Here is a 14,829-nt window from a genome sequence, read left to right as displayed (position 1 = left end):
CCGGCCGCCTGCCCTCTGCTTGATGGTGGCCCGCCTGGGCACCCGCCTCCCGATAAACCGGATCGAGGCCGGGCTGCAAACAATTAATTACAATTCATCGAACCCTGGAGCGACGATGAATGCGGCGAGCGAACCGTCATGCGGGCTTTGGCGCGAGTCGCGTCAAAAAAGTCGTGGGGTATTATATGGCAAGACGTTGATCCACTGATTTTGCCTCTGGCTTTCATGACCTTTTCCGCCGCGCATTCTCCCGCCGACTCACCTGCCGCATCCGCGACCGACACTCGCCGCGACCTGCTCGCCGCCTGGCTCGGCAGCCACGCCGGGCAGTACGCCCTCGACCTCGCAACGCTCGCCCCCGCCTCGGCGGACGCGAGCTTTCGGCGCTATTTCCGGCTCGCTAGCGCGGGCGCGCACGGTGCGACGCTGATCGCCGTCGACGCCCCGCCGCCCGAAAAAAGCCGCGAATTCGCCCAGATCGCGCAGATGCTCGAGGCCGCCGGCGTCCACGTGCCGCGCGTGCTCGAAGTCGATTTCGACGCGGGCTTCATGCTCGTGACCGATCTCGGCACCGCGCCCTACCTGAAAGCGCTGCAGGAAGCCGGCCCCGGCACGCGCTCGCGCGAGTTGATGCGCGACGCCATCGAAGCGTTGATCCGCTGGCAGTCGAGCTCGCGGCCGGGTGTACTGCCGGACTTCGACGAATCCTTCATGCGCCGCGAGATGGAGCTGATGCCCGAGTGGTATCTGGAGCGCCATCTGGGCCGCAAGGTGGACGAAGCCACGCGCGGCGTGCTCGATCGCACCTTCGCGCTGCTCGTGGCAAGCGCCCGCGCACAGTCGCAAAGCTACATGCTGCGCGACTTCATGCCCCGCAACCTGATGATCGCCACGCCCAACCCCGGCGTGCTCGACTTCCAGGACGCGGTGTATGGCCCGATCACCTACGACGTCGTCTCGCTGTTGCGCGACGCGTTCCTGAGCTGGGACGAAGAGTTCGAGCTCGACTGCTTCGCGCACTACTGGGAGCGCGCCAAGAAGGCGGGACTGCCGGTCGACGCCGACTTCGGCGAGTTCTACCGCCAGCTCGAGTGGATGGGCCTGCAGCGCCACATCAAGGTGCTGGGCCTCTTCTGCCGCATCAACTATCGCGACAGCAAACCGCATTACATGGCAGACCTGCCGCGCTTTCTCAACTACGCGAGCAAGGTCGCGCACCGCTACCGCCCGCTCGTGCCGTTCGCACGGCTCATCGACGAACTGCAGGGCAGCGCCGTCGAAGTCGCCTACACCTTCTGAAACGGGCCGTCATGACCCAAACGAATCACACGCGGGACAAGGCGCGCCACGGCCGAACCGCCATGATCTTCGCCGCCGGACGCGGCGAGCGCATGCGTCCGCTCACCGACACCTGCCCGAAGCCGCTGCTGGCCGTGGGCGGCAAACCGCTGGTCGTGTGGCAGATCGAGCGGCTCGCCGCGGCGGGCTACACGCGCATCGTCATCAACCACGCCTGGCTCGGCGCGCAGATCGAAGCCGCGCTCGGCGACGGCGCGCGCTTTGGCGTGACGCTCCACTATTCGCCCGAGCACGACGCGCTCGAAACGGCGGGCGGCATTGCACAGGCGCTGCCGCTGATCGAGTCGAACGGCACGCCCGAGGTGTTTCTCGCGGTGAGCGGCGACGTCTACAGCGCCTACGATTTCTCGCGCCTGAACCCGCACGCGCAAGCGCTCGCGGCGCAAGCGCAGCCGGGCATGCATCTCGTGATGGTGCCGAACCCGCCGTTCCACCCGAAGGGCGACTTCGCACTGAACGCTGACGGCCGGCTCGCGCTCGAAGGCGCCCCGCGCTACACGTTCGGCAATATCGGCCTCTACGACACGCGCATGTTCCGCGATCTCGCGCCGGGCACGAAGCGCGCGCTTACACCGTACTATCGCGAGTCCATCGCGCGAGGACGCGTGAGCGGCGAACTGTACGAAGGCGTTTGGGAAAACGTCGGCACGCCCGCGCAGCTCGAAGCGCTCGACGCCGCGCTGCGCACGTCGACTCACGCGCAACCCGGCTAAAAACCTGCAAACGCCGGCGCGCGGAGCGCTTCAGTTTCCGCCCGCCGCCGGCAACTCCACTTGCCCAGCTTCTGACTGCGGCACATCGCCCGCCTTCTGCTGCTGGAGCGCCCACATCTGCGCATAGTGTCCGCCCGCGCGCAGCAGTTCCGCATGCGTGCCGCGCTCGACGATGCGCCCGTGATCCATCACGATGATCTGCTGCGCGTGCACGACGGTCGAGAGCCGGTGCGCAATGACGAGCGTCGTGCGCTCGCGCGCGATCTGGTCGAGCTCGTGCTGGATGGCCCGTTCCGAGCGCGAGTCGAGCGCCGACGTCGCCTCGTCGAACAGCAAAATGGGCGGATTCTTGAGCAGCGTGCGCGCGATCGCCACGCGCTGCTTCTCGCCGCCCGAAAGCTTGAGGCCGCGCTCGCCCACAGGCGTGTCGTAGCCCTTGGGCAGACTTTCGATGAACGCGTGAATATGCGCCGCGCGCGCCGCTGCGATCACTTCCTCGCGGCTCGCCGTCGGGCGGCCATAGGCGATGTTGTAGTAGATCGAGTCGTTGAACAGCACCGTGTCCTGCGGCACGATGCCGATCGAAGCACGCAGCGAATCCTGCGTGACGTCGCGGATATCCTGGCCGTCGATGGTGATCGCGCCACTGCTCATGCGGTCGAGATCGTAGAAGCGGAACAGGAGCCGCGCGAGCGTGGACTTGCCCGATCCGCTATGCCCAACCACGGCCGTGGTCGTGCCCGCCGCAATCGTGAAGCTCAGGTCGTGCAGAATCTGACGCGACGGCTCATACGCGAAGTTCACGTGCGAAAAGCGCACCTCGCCACCGCGCACCGCAAGCGCCTGTGCGCCGGGCACGTCGGCCACTTCGCGCTCGACGGTGAGCAGCGTGAACATGCGGTCCATGTCGGTGAGGCTTTGCTTGAGCTCGCGATACACCACGCCGAGAAAATTCAGCGGAATGTAGAGCTGCAGCATGAACGTGTTGATGAGCACGAGGTCGCCGAGCGTGAGGCGCCCCGCCATCACGCCTTGTGTGGCGCGCCAGAGAATGAATACGAGCCCCGTGCCGATGATCGCCTGCTGCCCGAAGTTGAGCGCGGAAAGCGAGTGCTGCGACTTGATCGCGGCCTTGCGGTAGCGATGCAGGTTCTCGTCGTAGCGCTTCGTCTCCCACTCTTCGTTGCCGAAGTACTTCACCGTCTCGTAGTTGATAAGCGAGTCGATCGCACGCGCGTTGGCGCGCGAATCGAGCTCGTTCATCGTGCGGCGATAGTGCGTGCGCCACTCGGTCACCTTCACCGTGAACACGATGTACGCAACGAGCGCGATGAGCGTGACGATCGCGTAATAAGCCTCGTACTTCACGACGAAGAAGCCGAGCACGAGACCCACTTCCACGAGCGTCGGCAGGATGCTGTAGAGCGAGTAGGAAATGAGCTGCGTGATGCCACGCGTGCCGCGCTCGATGTCGCGCGACATGCCGCCGGTTTGCCGCTCGAGATGAAAGCGCAGCGAGAGCGCATGCAGATGGCGGAACACCTTGAGCGCGAGCTGGCGCACGGCGCTCTCGGTCACTTTCGAAAACAGGATTTCGCGCAGCTCGGTGAAGAGCGATGTCGAGAGGCGCACGATGGCGTAAGCCACCACGAGCAACCCGACGCCGCCCGCGAGCACGATGCCTGGCGCGTGCTCCGCGCGACCGAGCGCGGTGAGCTGGTGCACGGAAGCGAGACCGTCGACGATGTGTTTCATCACGATCGGCACGCCGAGGTTGGCCACTTTCGCGCCGATCAGGCAGGTGAGCGCGAACGCCACGCGCCATTTGTAGGCGGTGAGGTAAGGCAGCAGCGAAACGATCGTCTGCCAGTCGTTGCGCGGCCCGGTGGCGGGCAGTGCGGGTTCGTTGGAAGCGGGAAAGCGGCGCATGGGGCGAGCAGCGAGAAACGTGCGCAATGCGGCGCGCGAAAGCCGGTTCAGCAACCGGAGCCTGGCGCGGCGCAAGCGGCACGGCGAGTCTTGTGGGGTAATCGGCGACGGGTTTCGCGAAGGTGGAAGGCTCTAATCGACCCGCCCGCCGCACCTTATGCTTTCCCGTACAATTCCTGATCAACGTATTGTCGCAGAAGGCGGCGCGCGCCGCTGAGCACGCCACGCCGGGCGCGCCCCGCTTGCCTCCAGCCTGCGCCGCAATGCTGTCCGCCGTTCGATCCCTTTTCATGGAAGCCCGATGACCGACTCCTTCCCGCTCCCCCAAAAATCGCCCGCGCTGCGCGTCGTGCCGCAACCCTCGGACGCCAACGTTCACGGCGACGTCTTCGGCGGCTGGATCATGGCGCAGGTCGACATTGCCGGTTCGATTCCAGCGAGCCGCCGCGCCAATGGACGCGTTGCGACCGTCGCGGTGAACTCGTTCGTGTTCAAGCAACCGGTGTTCGTGGGCGACCTGCTGAGTTTCTACGCCGACATCGTCAAGACCGGCAACACCTCGGTGACCGTCGAGGTCGAGGTGTACGCGCAGCGTATGCGCCTCCAGGAGGAAGTCGTGAAGGTGACGGAAGCCACGCTCACCTATGTTGCGACCGGCACGGACCGCCGCCCGCGCCAGCTGCCGCCGATTGAATAACGCTCGCGCCCGGCCGCTGCGCCGGGCTTAGCCCGTCCACGCCAGCCCCGGCGCTTCCTCGTACGTTGCGCTCGCGCGCAACAGCGCCGCGGCCTCGTCGCCGGGTAGCGGCGGCGCGAAGAAGTAACCCTGCAGCTCGTCGCACGCGCGATCACGCAAGAAGGCGAATTGCGCCGACGTCTCCACCCCTTCCGCGATCACCTGCAACTGCAGCTCGTGCGCAAGCGCGATGATGGCCGCCGTGATCGTTTCGTCGTCGCTGCTCGTGCCGATGTCGGCCACGAACGAGCGGTCGATCTTGAGCCGGTCCACCGGCAGCCGCTTCAGGTAGCTCAGGCTCGAATAGCCGGTGCCGAAATCGTCGATGGCAATGCCGATGCCGAGCGCGTGCAGCTCGTTCAACATCGACACGGCTTCTTCCGCGTTGCGCATGAGCGTGCTCTCGGTCAGCTCGATTTCGAGCCAGCAGGCTTCCAGCCCGGTTTCCTGCAGCACGTCCTTCACGAGCTGCGCAATGTCGCGCTGGTGGAACGTCTTCGCCGAGAAGTTCACGGAAACGCGCACGGGCGGCAACCCCGCGAGTTGCCACGCCCGGTTCTGGCGGCACGCCTCACGTAGCACCCAGTCGGAGAGCGGGCCGATCAGGCCGCTTTCTTCCGCCACGGGAATGAACTGCGCAGGCGACACAAGCCCAACCTCCGGGTCGCGCCAGCGCACGAGCGCCTCCATGCCGACGACGCGGCCGCCCTCGATCTCCACCTGCGGCTGGTAGTGGAGCAGGAATTCGCTGTCGCGCAGCGCGCGGCGCAGGCGCCGCTCGAGATTCAGGCGCGCACCCACATTCGCGTTCATCTCCGGCTGGAAGAACTGGAACGTGTTGCGGCCCATGTCCTTCGCGCGGTACATCGCGACGTCGGCCTTCTTCATGAGCGTTTCGGCGTCGTTGCCGTCCTGCGGGAACACGCTCGCGCCCATGCTGCAGCCTACGTACAGTTCGGTGCCGTCGATCCACACCGGCTCCGAGATCAGCGCGCGCGCCCGCTCCATCCAGCCGATCAGCGACTTTTCGTCGATGGTGTCGGTGAGCACGATCACGAACTCGTCGCCGCCGTGGCGCGCGACCGTGTCGGTCGTGCGCGTGCAACGCTGAAGCCGCTCGGCCACCACGCCGAGCAGACGGTCGCCCACGCTGTGGCCGAGACTGTCGTTGACGTTCTTGAAACCGTCGAGGTCGATGAACACCACGGCCACGCCCGTGTCGTGCCGCTGCGCCGCGAGCAGCGCGTGCTGAAGCCGGTCGCGCAGCAGGTTGCGGTTGGGCAGCAGCGTGAGGCTGTCGTAGTTCGCCTGGTATTCGAGCTGCTCCTGATAGCGGATCAGCTCGGTCACGTCGTTGATGATGCCGATGTGATGCGTGATGCGGCCATCGAGATCGGGCACCGGCGCGATCAGCAGCTGGTTCCAGAAGAGCGCGCCGTCTTTGCGGTAGTTGCGCAGCACGGCGCTCACTTCGCGATTGGACAGCAGCGCCTTGCGCACCGCGATGAGGCCGTCCTGATCGCGGTCGTCGCGTTGCAGGAAACGGCAGTCCTGGCCAACCACCTCGGCCGGATCGAAGCCCGTGATGCGGCGAAACGCAGGATTCGCGTACTCGATCAGATTGCTGCCGCCCGGACCCGGCGCGGTGATGAGAATGGCGTTCACGCACGCGTCGAGCGCGCGGCTTTGCAGGCGCAGCGCGAGGTCGGCGCGCTTGCTTTCCGTGGTGTCCGAGTACGAGCCGAGCACGCCGATCACGCGGCCGTCGCCATCGAGCAGCGGCAGCTTGCTCGTGAGCGTCGTGCGGTGCAGGCCGTCGATCGTGTGGTCGTCCTCGAAGTTGATGCGCGGCAGGCCCGACTCGATCACCTCGCGATCCTGTTCGCGCATGTCGTCGGCGTAGGCGCGCCACGGCAGGTCTTCGTCGGACTTGCCGATGATCTGCTCGGGGTAAGCGAGGCCCGCGTCGCGCGCGAACGTCATGTTGCAGCCGAGATAGCGCGATTGCGCGTCCTTCCAGAAGATGCGCTGCGGGATGTTGTCGATCACCGACTCGAGCATCTGGTTCGAGCGCTGCGCCTCCGCCTCGGCCTTGATCTGCTCGGTGACGTCGTCGGCGAGCACGAACACGGCGTCGCGGCCGAGGAAGGTGAGCGAGTGATGCGAGATGTCGGCGCTGATGATCGAGCCGTCGCGGCGGCGATGGTGCCAGATGCCGGCCATCATGCGCACGTTCTGCGTGAGCATGTCCGAGCGCGTGAGATGTTGCTCGAGCCGCGAGACGTCCTCGGCGGGACGGATGTCGCGGATCGTCATCGCGAGGAACTCCTCCTCGCTGTAGCCGTATTGCTGGATCGCGGCGCTATTCACGGCGAGAAAGCGCAGCGTCTCGCGGTCGAACACGTACATCGGCACCGGGTGCGCGTCGAACAGCCCCTGAAAGCGCTCGCTGCGCAGGCGCATGCCGCTCACGGCGCGCAGCTTCTCGCGGGCGGCGCTTTCGCGCGCGCCGAACGTGTAGATGAGCAGCGTCCCACCCGCGAGCATCGTCACGATCAGCAGCAACAGGGCGCGGCCGCCCGAGCGCGCCGAGTCGGCGAGCGCGGCGGCGAGCGCCAGATCCTCTGCGCGTTGCAGCGCCGCGAGCCGGGCGTCGAGCTGGTCCACGAGGTTGTCGACGCGGATGTATTCGCCGGCGAGCCACGCGGCAGTGGCAGGCGACGGCGCTTCGACACTGGCCGTGAGTACTGCTGTGGGCACAGCGGCGGTTGGAGGTGTTGCCGCAGCAGGCGGCGCGGCGGTCGCTGTGACGGGATTTTGGGTGCTGCTTGCCGCGATATTTGCCACGCCGTTTGCTGCGATATTTGCCGCGACGCTCGCGCCGAGCGGCGCCGCGGTGAGCGTATCGAGCGTCACGGCGCGCGCCGCCACATCCGCCGCGGCGTGCAGCGGCAAGATGGTGCCGGTCACGACATGGCCGGCCATGCGCGCGTCTGCGGCGTTCGCGGGTTGAACCGCTTTCGCGGCGGCGCCATTGCGTGCGGGCGCCTCGCGCGATTCCCATGGCGCTGCGGGCGAACGTGCGGCATCGGCTGGCATTGCCGTGCCGAATTCCTGGTTGGCCGCGCCGTCAGCCGGAGCCGCCGCCGCTGGCACGGTCCCGTTCGCCGCAGCCTGTCCGCGCTCGTCGGCAACGCGCTGCTCGGCGCGCGCGAGCGTCACGTCGATCTCGCCCGCAATGGCAGTGGCCTGCGCCGCCAACGCATCGAAACGGGCGGCGAGGTCGGCATTGCCGGCCAGCTCCGCGCGCAGTGCGCGGCCGGTTTCGTCGAGCATGACGGCGCGCGCATCGTGCGCGGCCGCCGACTCCGGCTCGCCCTGCACCGCGAAGCGGCCCAGCGCGCTCACACCGCTGCCAAGGGCATCGCGATAGCGGTCGAGGTCGTGACGGATCGTCGCCGCCTGGCTCGCGCGCAGGTCGATCTGGCGCTGACCGTCGATCTGCGTCCACGCGACAAAAGCGTTCGCGCCCACGGCCGCCGCAACGACGGCCAGATTGATAAGTTGGCGCTTCGAAAAAAGAAGGTTCATGAATGCCGAGCGTCGTTCGCACCCGCGCCGTGAGCGCGGGATGATGGGTCACGACTGCGCGCGACCGGTCGGCGCCTGACGCGCCAACCCGAAATAACGGCAGGGCCGGCCTTGTCTTGAGGGCAAACGGGGAGAAAGAGGCGGAAAACGACGCGCGACGGCGCGCGCAAGGCGGCCGCGGCTAACAGGAATCGGGTATGGATCGGCTATTTGTCCGCCTGGAAGCGAACAAGAAGCGGCACTGACCCGCTGGTGGGCAGGATTGGCGGGAAATCAGCGCCGGAAAATCACCGCGGCACCGCCAGCCCGAACTCGCGCATCGCCGGCGCGAAGTCGTGATTGCTCTCGGGCTTGCGCGCGAGCTTCGCAAGCACATAGCGCTGGAACGGGTCGAGCTGCGCCCAGTCTTCGAGGCCGGGTGCTTGCAGGCTGGCAAGCTCGGACTGAAGCGCAATGCCGCCCGGCACTGTGTTCACGTCGCGCCAGGCCGGCGCTTCTTCGGGCGCGAACCATTCGGGCTCGACGTTCGCATGCGTGCGCATCATCTCGAAGAGCGCGTGGTCGAAATTGGGCTCGATCTGCGTGTCTTCATCGACGGGGAAACATGCCAGCAGCCGGCGGTCCTCGTAGGGCAGCAACTGCCATTGCGCGAGAGAGATGCGCAGACCAAAGCGATCCAGGTTGAAGCGCACGCACATCGGGATATAGGTGAGGTTTTCGGACGACTCGACCTCGAACCGGAAAAGCAGCGGAGCTTCGTTCAATGCCATGACGGTATCCTCGCGAGGCGGGCAAAGGCGCAGGCAAGCGCGCGCGGCCCGCTTGAGGTATTTTAGAACCTTCCGCGCGCGGCGCGGCTGCGCTGTCCCCTGGCGGCGCTGCGGTGCCGCGCCGCACAAGGACTGATGGAGTTTTGCGCTTGAATACCCCAACCCGCTCGCAGATCGCGGCGACGAATCCCCTGGAATCCGATGGCCAGCCCGGCGCCATCGAGTTGCGCGTGCACCGGCACCGTGGCGGCACGGTAGAAACGCGTGAGGACCACGTTGGCCAGGAATGGCCCGTCGCGCTCGTCTTCAATGGCATTTCGCACGCGGTCATGATGTGCACGCCGCGCGACCTCGAAGCGTTCGCCGTGGGCTTCGCGATCTCAGAAGGCATTGTCGGGCGCAACGCCGACATTCAGGACATCGAGGTGTACTGGCACGACGAGGCGGATTTGCCGCATGCCGAGGTTCATCTCACGGTCGTGCAGCAGGCATTCGTCGAACTCAAGGAAAAGCGCCGCGCGCTCGCCGGGCGCAGCGGCTGCGGCGTGTGCGGCATCGAGAGCATCGACTTGCTCGATCTCGAGCCCGAGCAGGTGCCCGACACCGGCTTCGCCGCGCGCCTGGCGCCGGACGCCATCGCGCGCGCCGCACGCGAACTGCCGCAGCACCAGGCGCTCACGAAGCTCACCGGCGGCTTGCACGCGGCCGCGTGGTGCGACGAAACCGGCGCGATCCTGCGCGCCTTCGAGGACGTGGGGCGCCACAACGCGCTCGACAAACTCATCGGCCAGCTCGTGATGGAGCGCGCCGACACGCAGCAGGGCTTCGTCTTCCTCTCCAGCCGCGCAAGCTACGAACTGGTGCGCAAAGCCGCGCGCGTGGGCATTCCGATGGTCGCGACGATCTCGGCGCCTTCTTCGCTTGCGATCGCCATTGCGAAGCGTGCCGGACTGCGGCTCGTGAGTTTTTGCCGCGAGTCCGGCTATGTCGATTACGAAACGGCCTGATTCAACCTGAGCTTGCGCTCGCGGCTCAATCGAACTGCCGGAAATCCGGCTTGCGCTTTTCGAGGAACGCCGTGAACGCCTCGCGCGCTTCGGGCGCGAGCAGCATCTTGCCGAAGTGCACGAACTCTTCGCTCATGCGCGTCTTGATCTCGTGGTCGCTCGCGCGCTTCATGAGCGACTTCGTCACGCGCAGCGACGACGCGGGCAGCGCCACGAGCTTCGCCAGTTGCCCGGCGACGAACGCGTCGAGCTCGGCGGCCGGCAGCACACGGTTCACGAACCCCATGCGATGCGCTTCGGCCGCGTCGAAGGTCTCGCCGAGCAGCAGCTTTTCCGCCGCGCCCTGATAGCCCGCGATGCGCGGCAGCAAGAGCGACGAAGCCGCCTCGGGGCACAGCCCCAGTTGCGCGAACGGCACGGCGAAGCGCGCATTGTCGGCGGCGTAGACGATGTCGCAATGCAGCAGCAGCGTCGTGCCGACACCGATCGCCGGCCCCTTCACCGCCGCGACGATCGGCTTGTCGAACGTCGAGATGGCGTCGAGAAAGCGGATCACGGGGGAATCGGCGCCGGCGGGCGGGCTCTTCAGGAAGTCTTCGATGTCGTTGCCGGCCGTGAAGATCTCGGCGTGGCCGCCCAGCAGCACCGCGCGCACCGAGGCGTCCTCGTTCGCACCGGTGAGCGCGTCGGCGATCGCCTGATACATCGCGGGCGTGAGCGCGTTCTTGCGCGCGGGCCGGTCGATGGTGATCGTGAGCACGCCGTTTTCGCGTGCTACGAGAATTTCGTTGCTCATACGAATGTCTCCTCTGTCGACCGGAGTTGGCGCTTCAGCGCTGACTCCAGTCCCACCTGGTCTGATACGAAAAACGGTCCGCAAACCGTGAAGTCTGCGAACCGTGTCGATAACGCCTGAGCGCTAGTCGTGCTTACAGCCGCTCGATGATGCCCGCCGCGCCCATGCCGGTGCCAACGCACATCGTGACCATGCCGTACTTGTAGTTGCGGCGGCGCAGGCCGTGCACGACCGTCGAGGCGCGAATCGCGCCCGTCGCGCCGAGCGGGTGGCCGAGTGCAATCGCGCCACCGAGCGGATTGATCTTCGAAGGATCGAGGCCGAGGTCCTGGATCACCGCCAGCGACTGCGCGGCAAACGCTTCGTTCAGCTCGATCCAGTCGAGATCGTCCTGCTTCAGGCCCGCGGCCTTCAGCGCCGCCGGAATCGCTTCCTTCGGACCGATGCCCATGATCTCCGGCGGCACGCCGCGCACCGCGAAGCTCACGAAGCGCGCAAGCGGCGTGAGGTTGAACTGCTTGAGGATCTTCTCGGAGACGACGATCAGCGCGCCCGCGCCGTCCGAAGTCTGCGAGCTGTTGCCGGCCGTGACCGAGCCCTTGTTCGCGAACACCGCGCGCAGCTTCGCGAGGCCTTCGAGCGTGGTGTCGCCACGCGGGCCTTCGTCCAGCTCGATCAAACGTTCCTTCACCTTCACTTCGCCCGAAGCGAGATCCGGGAAGCGCTCGACGATCGTGTACGGCGCGATCTCGTCCTTGAACTCGCCCGCTTGCTGCGCGGCGAGCGCGCGGCGATGCGATTCGACCGAGAACGCGTCCTGCGCCTCGCGGCTCACCTTCCAGCGCTCCGCGACCTTCTCGGCGGTCAGGCCCATGCCGTAAGCAATGCCGATGTCTTCATTGCGATCGAAGATATGCGGCGAGAGCGACGGCTTGTTGCCCATCATCGGCACCATGCTCATCGACTCGCAGCCGCCCGCGATCATCGCGTCGGATTCGCCCACGCGGATGCGGTCGGCGGCCATGGCGAGCGCCGTGAGACCCGACGCGCAGAAGCGGTTGACGGTCACGCCGCCCACGCTCTGCGGCAGCCCCGCGAGCAGCGCGCCGATACGCGCCACGTTCAGGCCTTGCTCGGCCTCCGGAATCGCGCAGCCGACGATCGCGTCTTCGATCACGCTCGTGTCGAGCCCGGGCACCTGCGCCACGGCCGACTTGATTGCGTGAACGAGCAGCTCGTCCGGGCGGGTGTTCTTGAACACGCCGCGCGGCGCCTTGCCGATGGGAGTGCGGCTCGCGGCGACGATGTAGGCGTCCTGCAACTGTTTGCTCATCTCTTACTCCAGTATCTGGTGTGCGTCGTGCCGCTTAGTTGCGCACCGGCTTGCCGGTTTGCAGCATGCCCATGATGCGTTCCTGCGTCTTCTGCGTGCCGAGCAGTTCGACGAAGGCGCGGCGCTCGAGCTTGAGCAGCCATTCTTCGTCGACGAGGCTGCCTGCCTCGACGTCGCCGCCGCACACCGCTTCCGCGATGCGGCTCGCGATCAGGAAGTCGTGATCGCTGATGAAGCGGCCGTCGCGCATGTTCACGAGCGACGCCTTGATGGTCGAGATCGCCGAGCGGCCCGCCACCGGAATCTGCGTGGCGCGCAGCGGCGCACGGTAGCCCGCCGCGCTCAGCGCGCGCGCTTCCTTCTTCGCCGTGTCGAGCAGTTCGAACACGTTGAAGACGATCGTGTCCGAAGGCTTCAGATAGCCCATTGCGCGTGCTTCGTGCGCCGAGGCCGAGACCTTCGCCATCGCGGCGTTTTCGAACGACTTCTGCAGGAAGCGGAGCAGATCGCTCGGCACCGCGCCGATCGCCTGCGCGCCTTCTGCGGCGCGAATCGCCGCTTCCTTCAGGCCGCCGCCGGCGGGCACGAGGCCCACGCCCACTTCCACGAGGCCGACATAGCTCTCGATGTGCGCCACACGCTTCGCGCTCTGCAGCATGATTTCGCAGCCGCCGCCGAGCGCGATGCCCGACACCGCCGTGATGACCGGCACGTTCGCGTACTTCACGCGCAGCATCGTGTCCTGGAACTTCTTCACGAACGGCTCGATACCTTTCGCGCCGCCCATCATGAACGCGGGCATGGCCTCTTCGAGGTTCGCGCCAGCCGAGAACGGGCCGCCCGGCGCGCCGAGCTTCAGCGACGTCGGTTGCCAGATCACGAGGCCCTTGTAGCCGTCTTCGGCAATGTCGATGGCCTTCACGAGCGAGTCGAGCAGGCCCGGGCCCATCGTGTTCATCTTGCTCTTGTACGAGACGATGACGACGTCGTCCTCGCCCGCGCGGTCGTCCACCCAGGCGCGCAGGTTTTCGTTCTCGAACAACGTCTTGCCGTAGGTCTTCGGGTCGCGTGCATTCGTTTCACCGAACAGCGCCGCACGGAACACCTGGCGCTCGTACACCGGCAGATTCGAGCGCGGCACGAAGCGCGCTTCGGCGGGCGACCACGAGCCGTCCGCGCCGTGCACGCCGCCGTTCGCGGCGACCGGACCTTCGAACACCCAGGCGGGCAGCGGCGCATTCGACAGCGCCTTGCCTGCATCGATGTCTTCCTTCACCCACTCGGCCACCTGCTTCCAGCCAGCGGCCTGCCAGCCTTCGAACGGGCCTTCGTTCCAGCCGAAGCCCCAGCGGATCGCGAGATCGATATCGCGCGCATTGTCCGCGATCGACTGCAGATGCACGCCGATGTAGTGGAACACGTCGCGGAAAATCGACCACAGGAACTGCGCTTGCGGGTGCTGCGTTTCGCGCAGCAGCTTCAGACGTTCTGCGGGCGGGCGCTTGAGGATACGGCCCACCAGCTCGTCGGCCTTGGCGCCGCCGTCGACGTACTCGCCCGTATTCGCGTCGAGCACCTTGATCGCACGGCCTTCCTTGCGATAGAAGCCACCGCCCGTTTTCTGGCCGAGCGCGCCCTTCGCTACGAGCCCCGCGAGCACCGCCGGCGTTTCGTACACCGGGAAGAACGGATCGTCCTTCAGGTTGTCCTGCATCGTCTTGATGACGTGCGCCATCGTGTCGAGGCCCACGACGTCCGCCGTGCGGAACGTCGCCGACTTCGCGCGGCCAAGGCGCGAGCCCGTGAGGTCATCGACTTCGTCGAAACGCAGTCCGAACTTCTTCGCCTCGGCGATCACCGCGAGGATCGAGAACACGCCCACGCGGTTCGCGATGAAGTTCGGCGTGTCCTTCGCGCGCACCACGCCCTTGCCCACCACGCTCGTCAGGAACGATTCGAGCTGGTCGAGAATTTCGGGCTTCGTCTGCGCGGTCGGGATCAGCTCGACGAGGTGCATGTAGCGCGGCGGGTTGAAGAAGTGCACGCCGCAGAAGCGCGCCTTCAACGCATCGTCGAAGCCATGCGAGAGTTCGGTGATGGAAAGGCCCGAGGTGTTGGTCGCGAAGATCGCGTTCGGAGCGATGTGCGGCGCGACCTTCTTGTAGAGGTCGTGCTTCCAGTCCATGCGCTCGGCGATCGCTTCGATCACCACGTCGCATTCCGCGAGCTTGGCGATGTCGTCTTCGTAGTTCGCGGGCGTGATGTATTGCGCGTCGTCCTTCACGCCGAACGGCGCGGGCGAGAGCTTCTTGAGCGTCTCGATTGCCTTGAGCGCGATGGCGTTTTTCGGGCCTTCCTTCGCGGGCAAATCGAACAGCAGCACGGGCACGCGGGCGTTGATCAGGTGCGCGGCGATCTGCGCGCCCATCACGCCGGCGCCGAGCACGGCCACCTTGCGAATATTGAGGTTGCTCACGTTGTTCCTCCAGCGGGTATGCAATGTCGAGCGGATTGAGGTGTGAGGGCGGCGTGCCTCAACGGGTAACCGAGCGGGCGCCGCCTCTGGACATCGTGTTGAGCGGGCGCGCGCCTTTG

General features: G+C 66.4%; 10 protein-coding genes. 4 read left to right on the top strand and 6 right to left on the bottom strand.

Annotated features, from left to right (window positions below; all coding sequences use genetic code 11):
• Positions 1 to 225: 225 nt before the first annotated feature.
• On the top strand, positions 226 to 1,299 hold the full coding sequence (locus tag U5A57_RS21455) for an aminoglycoside phosphotransferase family protein (RefSeq protein WP_321913681.1): 1,074 nt from the start codon (positions 226 to 228) through the stop codon (positions 1,297 to 1,299).
• 62 nt (positions 1,300 to 1,361) lie between these two features.
• Positions 1,362 to 2,072: an N-acetylmuramate alpha-1-phosphate uridylyltransferase MurU gene (gene murU, locus U5A57_RS21450; RefSeq protein ID WP_321913824.1), complete on the top strand. Its 711-nt coding sequence runs from the start codon at positions 1,362 to 1,364 to the stop codon at positions 2,070 to 2,072.
• 30 nt (positions 2,073 to 2,102) lie between these two features.
• On the opposite strand, the gene U5A57_RS21445 is transcribed toward murU, so the two are convergent.
• Positions 2,103 to 4,001 (bottom strand): ABC transporter ATP-binding protein/permease, encoded by a 1,899-nt coding sequence (locus U5A57_RS21445; RefSeq protein ID WP_321913680.1) that lies wholly within the window; start codon positions 3,999 to 4,001, stop codon positions 2,103 to 2,105.
• A gap of 301 nt (positions 4,002 to 4,302) precedes the next feature.
• Here U5A57_RS21445 and U5A57_RS21440 point away from each other — a divergent pair, with 301 nt between their 5' ends.
• Positions 4,303 to 4,698: an acyl-CoA thioesterase gene (locus U5A57_RS21440; RefSeq protein WP_158758619.1), complete on the top strand. Its 396-nt coding sequence runs from the start codon at positions 4,303 to 4,305 to the stop codon at positions 4,696 to 4,698.
• A 27-nt stretch (positions 4,699 to 4,725) separates the two neighbouring features.
• Here U5A57_RS21440 and U5A57_RS21435 read toward each other — a convergent pair whose 3' ends face one another.
• Both U5A57_RS21435 and U5A57_RS21430 read right to left on the bottom strand, forming a co-directional pair.
• Positions 4,726 to 8,328: an EAL domain-containing protein gene (locus U5A57_RS21435; protein ID WP_321913679.1), complete on the bottom strand. Its 3,603-nt coding sequence runs from the start codon at positions 8,326 to 8,328 to the stop codon at positions 4,726 to 4,728.
• A 287-nt stretch (positions 8,329 to 8,615) separates the two neighbouring features.
• On the bottom strand, positions 8,616 to 9,098 hold the full coding sequence (locus U5A57_RS21430) for a nitrate reductase associated protein (protein ID WP_321913678.1): 483 nt from the start codon (positions 9,096 to 9,098) through the stop codon (positions 8,616 to 8,618).
• 149 nt (positions 9,099 to 9,247) lie between these two features.
• Here U5A57_RS21430 and fdhD point away from each other — a divergent pair, with 149 nt between their 5' ends.
• The gene (fdhD, locus tag U5A57_RS21425) at positions 9,248 to 10,105 is read left to right on the top strand and encodes a formate dehydrogenase accessory sulfurtransferase FdhD (protein ID WP_321913677.1); all 858 of its coding nucleotides are present in this window, start codon (positions 9,248 to 9,250) and stop codon (positions 10,103 to 10,105) included.
• Positions 10,106 to 10,130: 25 nt separating this feature from the next.
• On the opposite strand, the gene U5A57_RS21420 is transcribed toward fdhD, so the two are convergent.
• The 3 genes from U5A57_RS21420 to U5A57_RS21410 form a co-directional block, all read right to left on the bottom strand.
• The gene (locus tag U5A57_RS21420) at positions 10,131 to 10,901 is read right to left on the bottom strand and encodes an enoyl-CoA hydratase (RefSeq protein WP_321913676.1); all 771 of its coding nucleotides are present in this window, start codon (positions 10,899 to 10,901) and stop codon (positions 10,131 to 10,133) included.
• A 133-nt stretch (positions 10,902 to 11,034) separates the two neighbouring features.
• Positions 11,035 to 12,234 (bottom strand): acetyl-CoA C-acyltransferase, encoded by a 1,200-nt coding sequence (locus U5A57_RS21415; protein ID WP_321913675.1) that lies wholly within the window; start codon positions 12,232 to 12,234, stop codon positions 11,035 to 11,037.
• Positions 12,235 to 12,268: 34 nt separating this feature from the next.
• Positions 12,269 to 14,710: a 3-hydroxyacyl-CoA dehydrogenase/enoyl-CoA hydratase family protein gene (locus tag U5A57_RS21410; RefSeq protein WP_321913674.1), complete on the bottom strand. Its 2,442-nt coding sequence runs from the start codon at positions 14,708 to 14,710 to the stop codon at positions 12,269 to 12,271.
• Positions 14,711 to 14,829: the final 119 nt, after the last annotated feature.

The sequence above is a fragment of the Paraburkholderia sp. J11-2 genome (genome assembly GCF_905220185.1).
Lineage (GTDB): Bacteria > Pseudomonadota > Gammaproteobacteria > Burkholderiales > Burkholderiaceae > Paraburkholderia.
The sequence above is the reverse complement of the archived record's forward strand: the minus strand, read 5'-3'. Positions and strand labels throughout refer to the sequence as shown.

What these genes read in the sequence shown, in the direction of transcription:
- U5A57_RS21455 (WP_321913681.1), top strand. Translation starts at nt 226, where the DNA reads ATGACCTTTTCCGCCGCGCATTCTCCCGCCGACTCACCTGCCGCATCC.
- murU (WP_321913824.1), top strand. Translation starts at nt 1,362, where the DNA reads ATGATCTTCGCCGCCGGACGCGGCGAGCGCATGCGTCCGCTCACCGAC.
- U5A57_RS21445 (WP_321913680.1), bottom strand. Translation starts at nt 4,001, where the DNA reads ATGCGCCGCTTTCCCGCTTCCAACGAACCCGCACTGCCCGCCACCGGG.
- U5A57_RS21440 (WP_158758619.1), top strand. Translation starts at nt 4,303, where the DNA reads ATGACCGACTCCTTCCCGCTCCCCCAAAAATCGCCCGCGCTGCGCGTC.
- U5A57_RS21435 (WP_321913679.1), bottom strand. Translation starts at nt 8,328, where the DNA reads ATGAACCTTCTTTTTTCGAAGCGCCAACTTATCAATCTGGCCGTCGTT.
- U5A57_RS21430 (WP_321913678.1), bottom strand. Translation starts at nt 9,098, where the DNA reads ATGGCATTGAACGAAGCTCCGCTGCTTTTCCGGTTCGAGGTCGAGTCG.
- U5A57_RS21420 (WP_321913676.1), bottom strand. Translation starts at nt 10,901, where the DNA reads ATGAGCAACGAAATTCTCGTAGCACGCGAAAACGGCGTGCTCACGATC.
- U5A57_RS21415 (WP_321913675.1), bottom strand. Translation starts at nt 12,234, where the DNA reads ATGAGCAAACAGTTGCAGGACGCCTACATCGTCGCCGCGAGCCGCACT.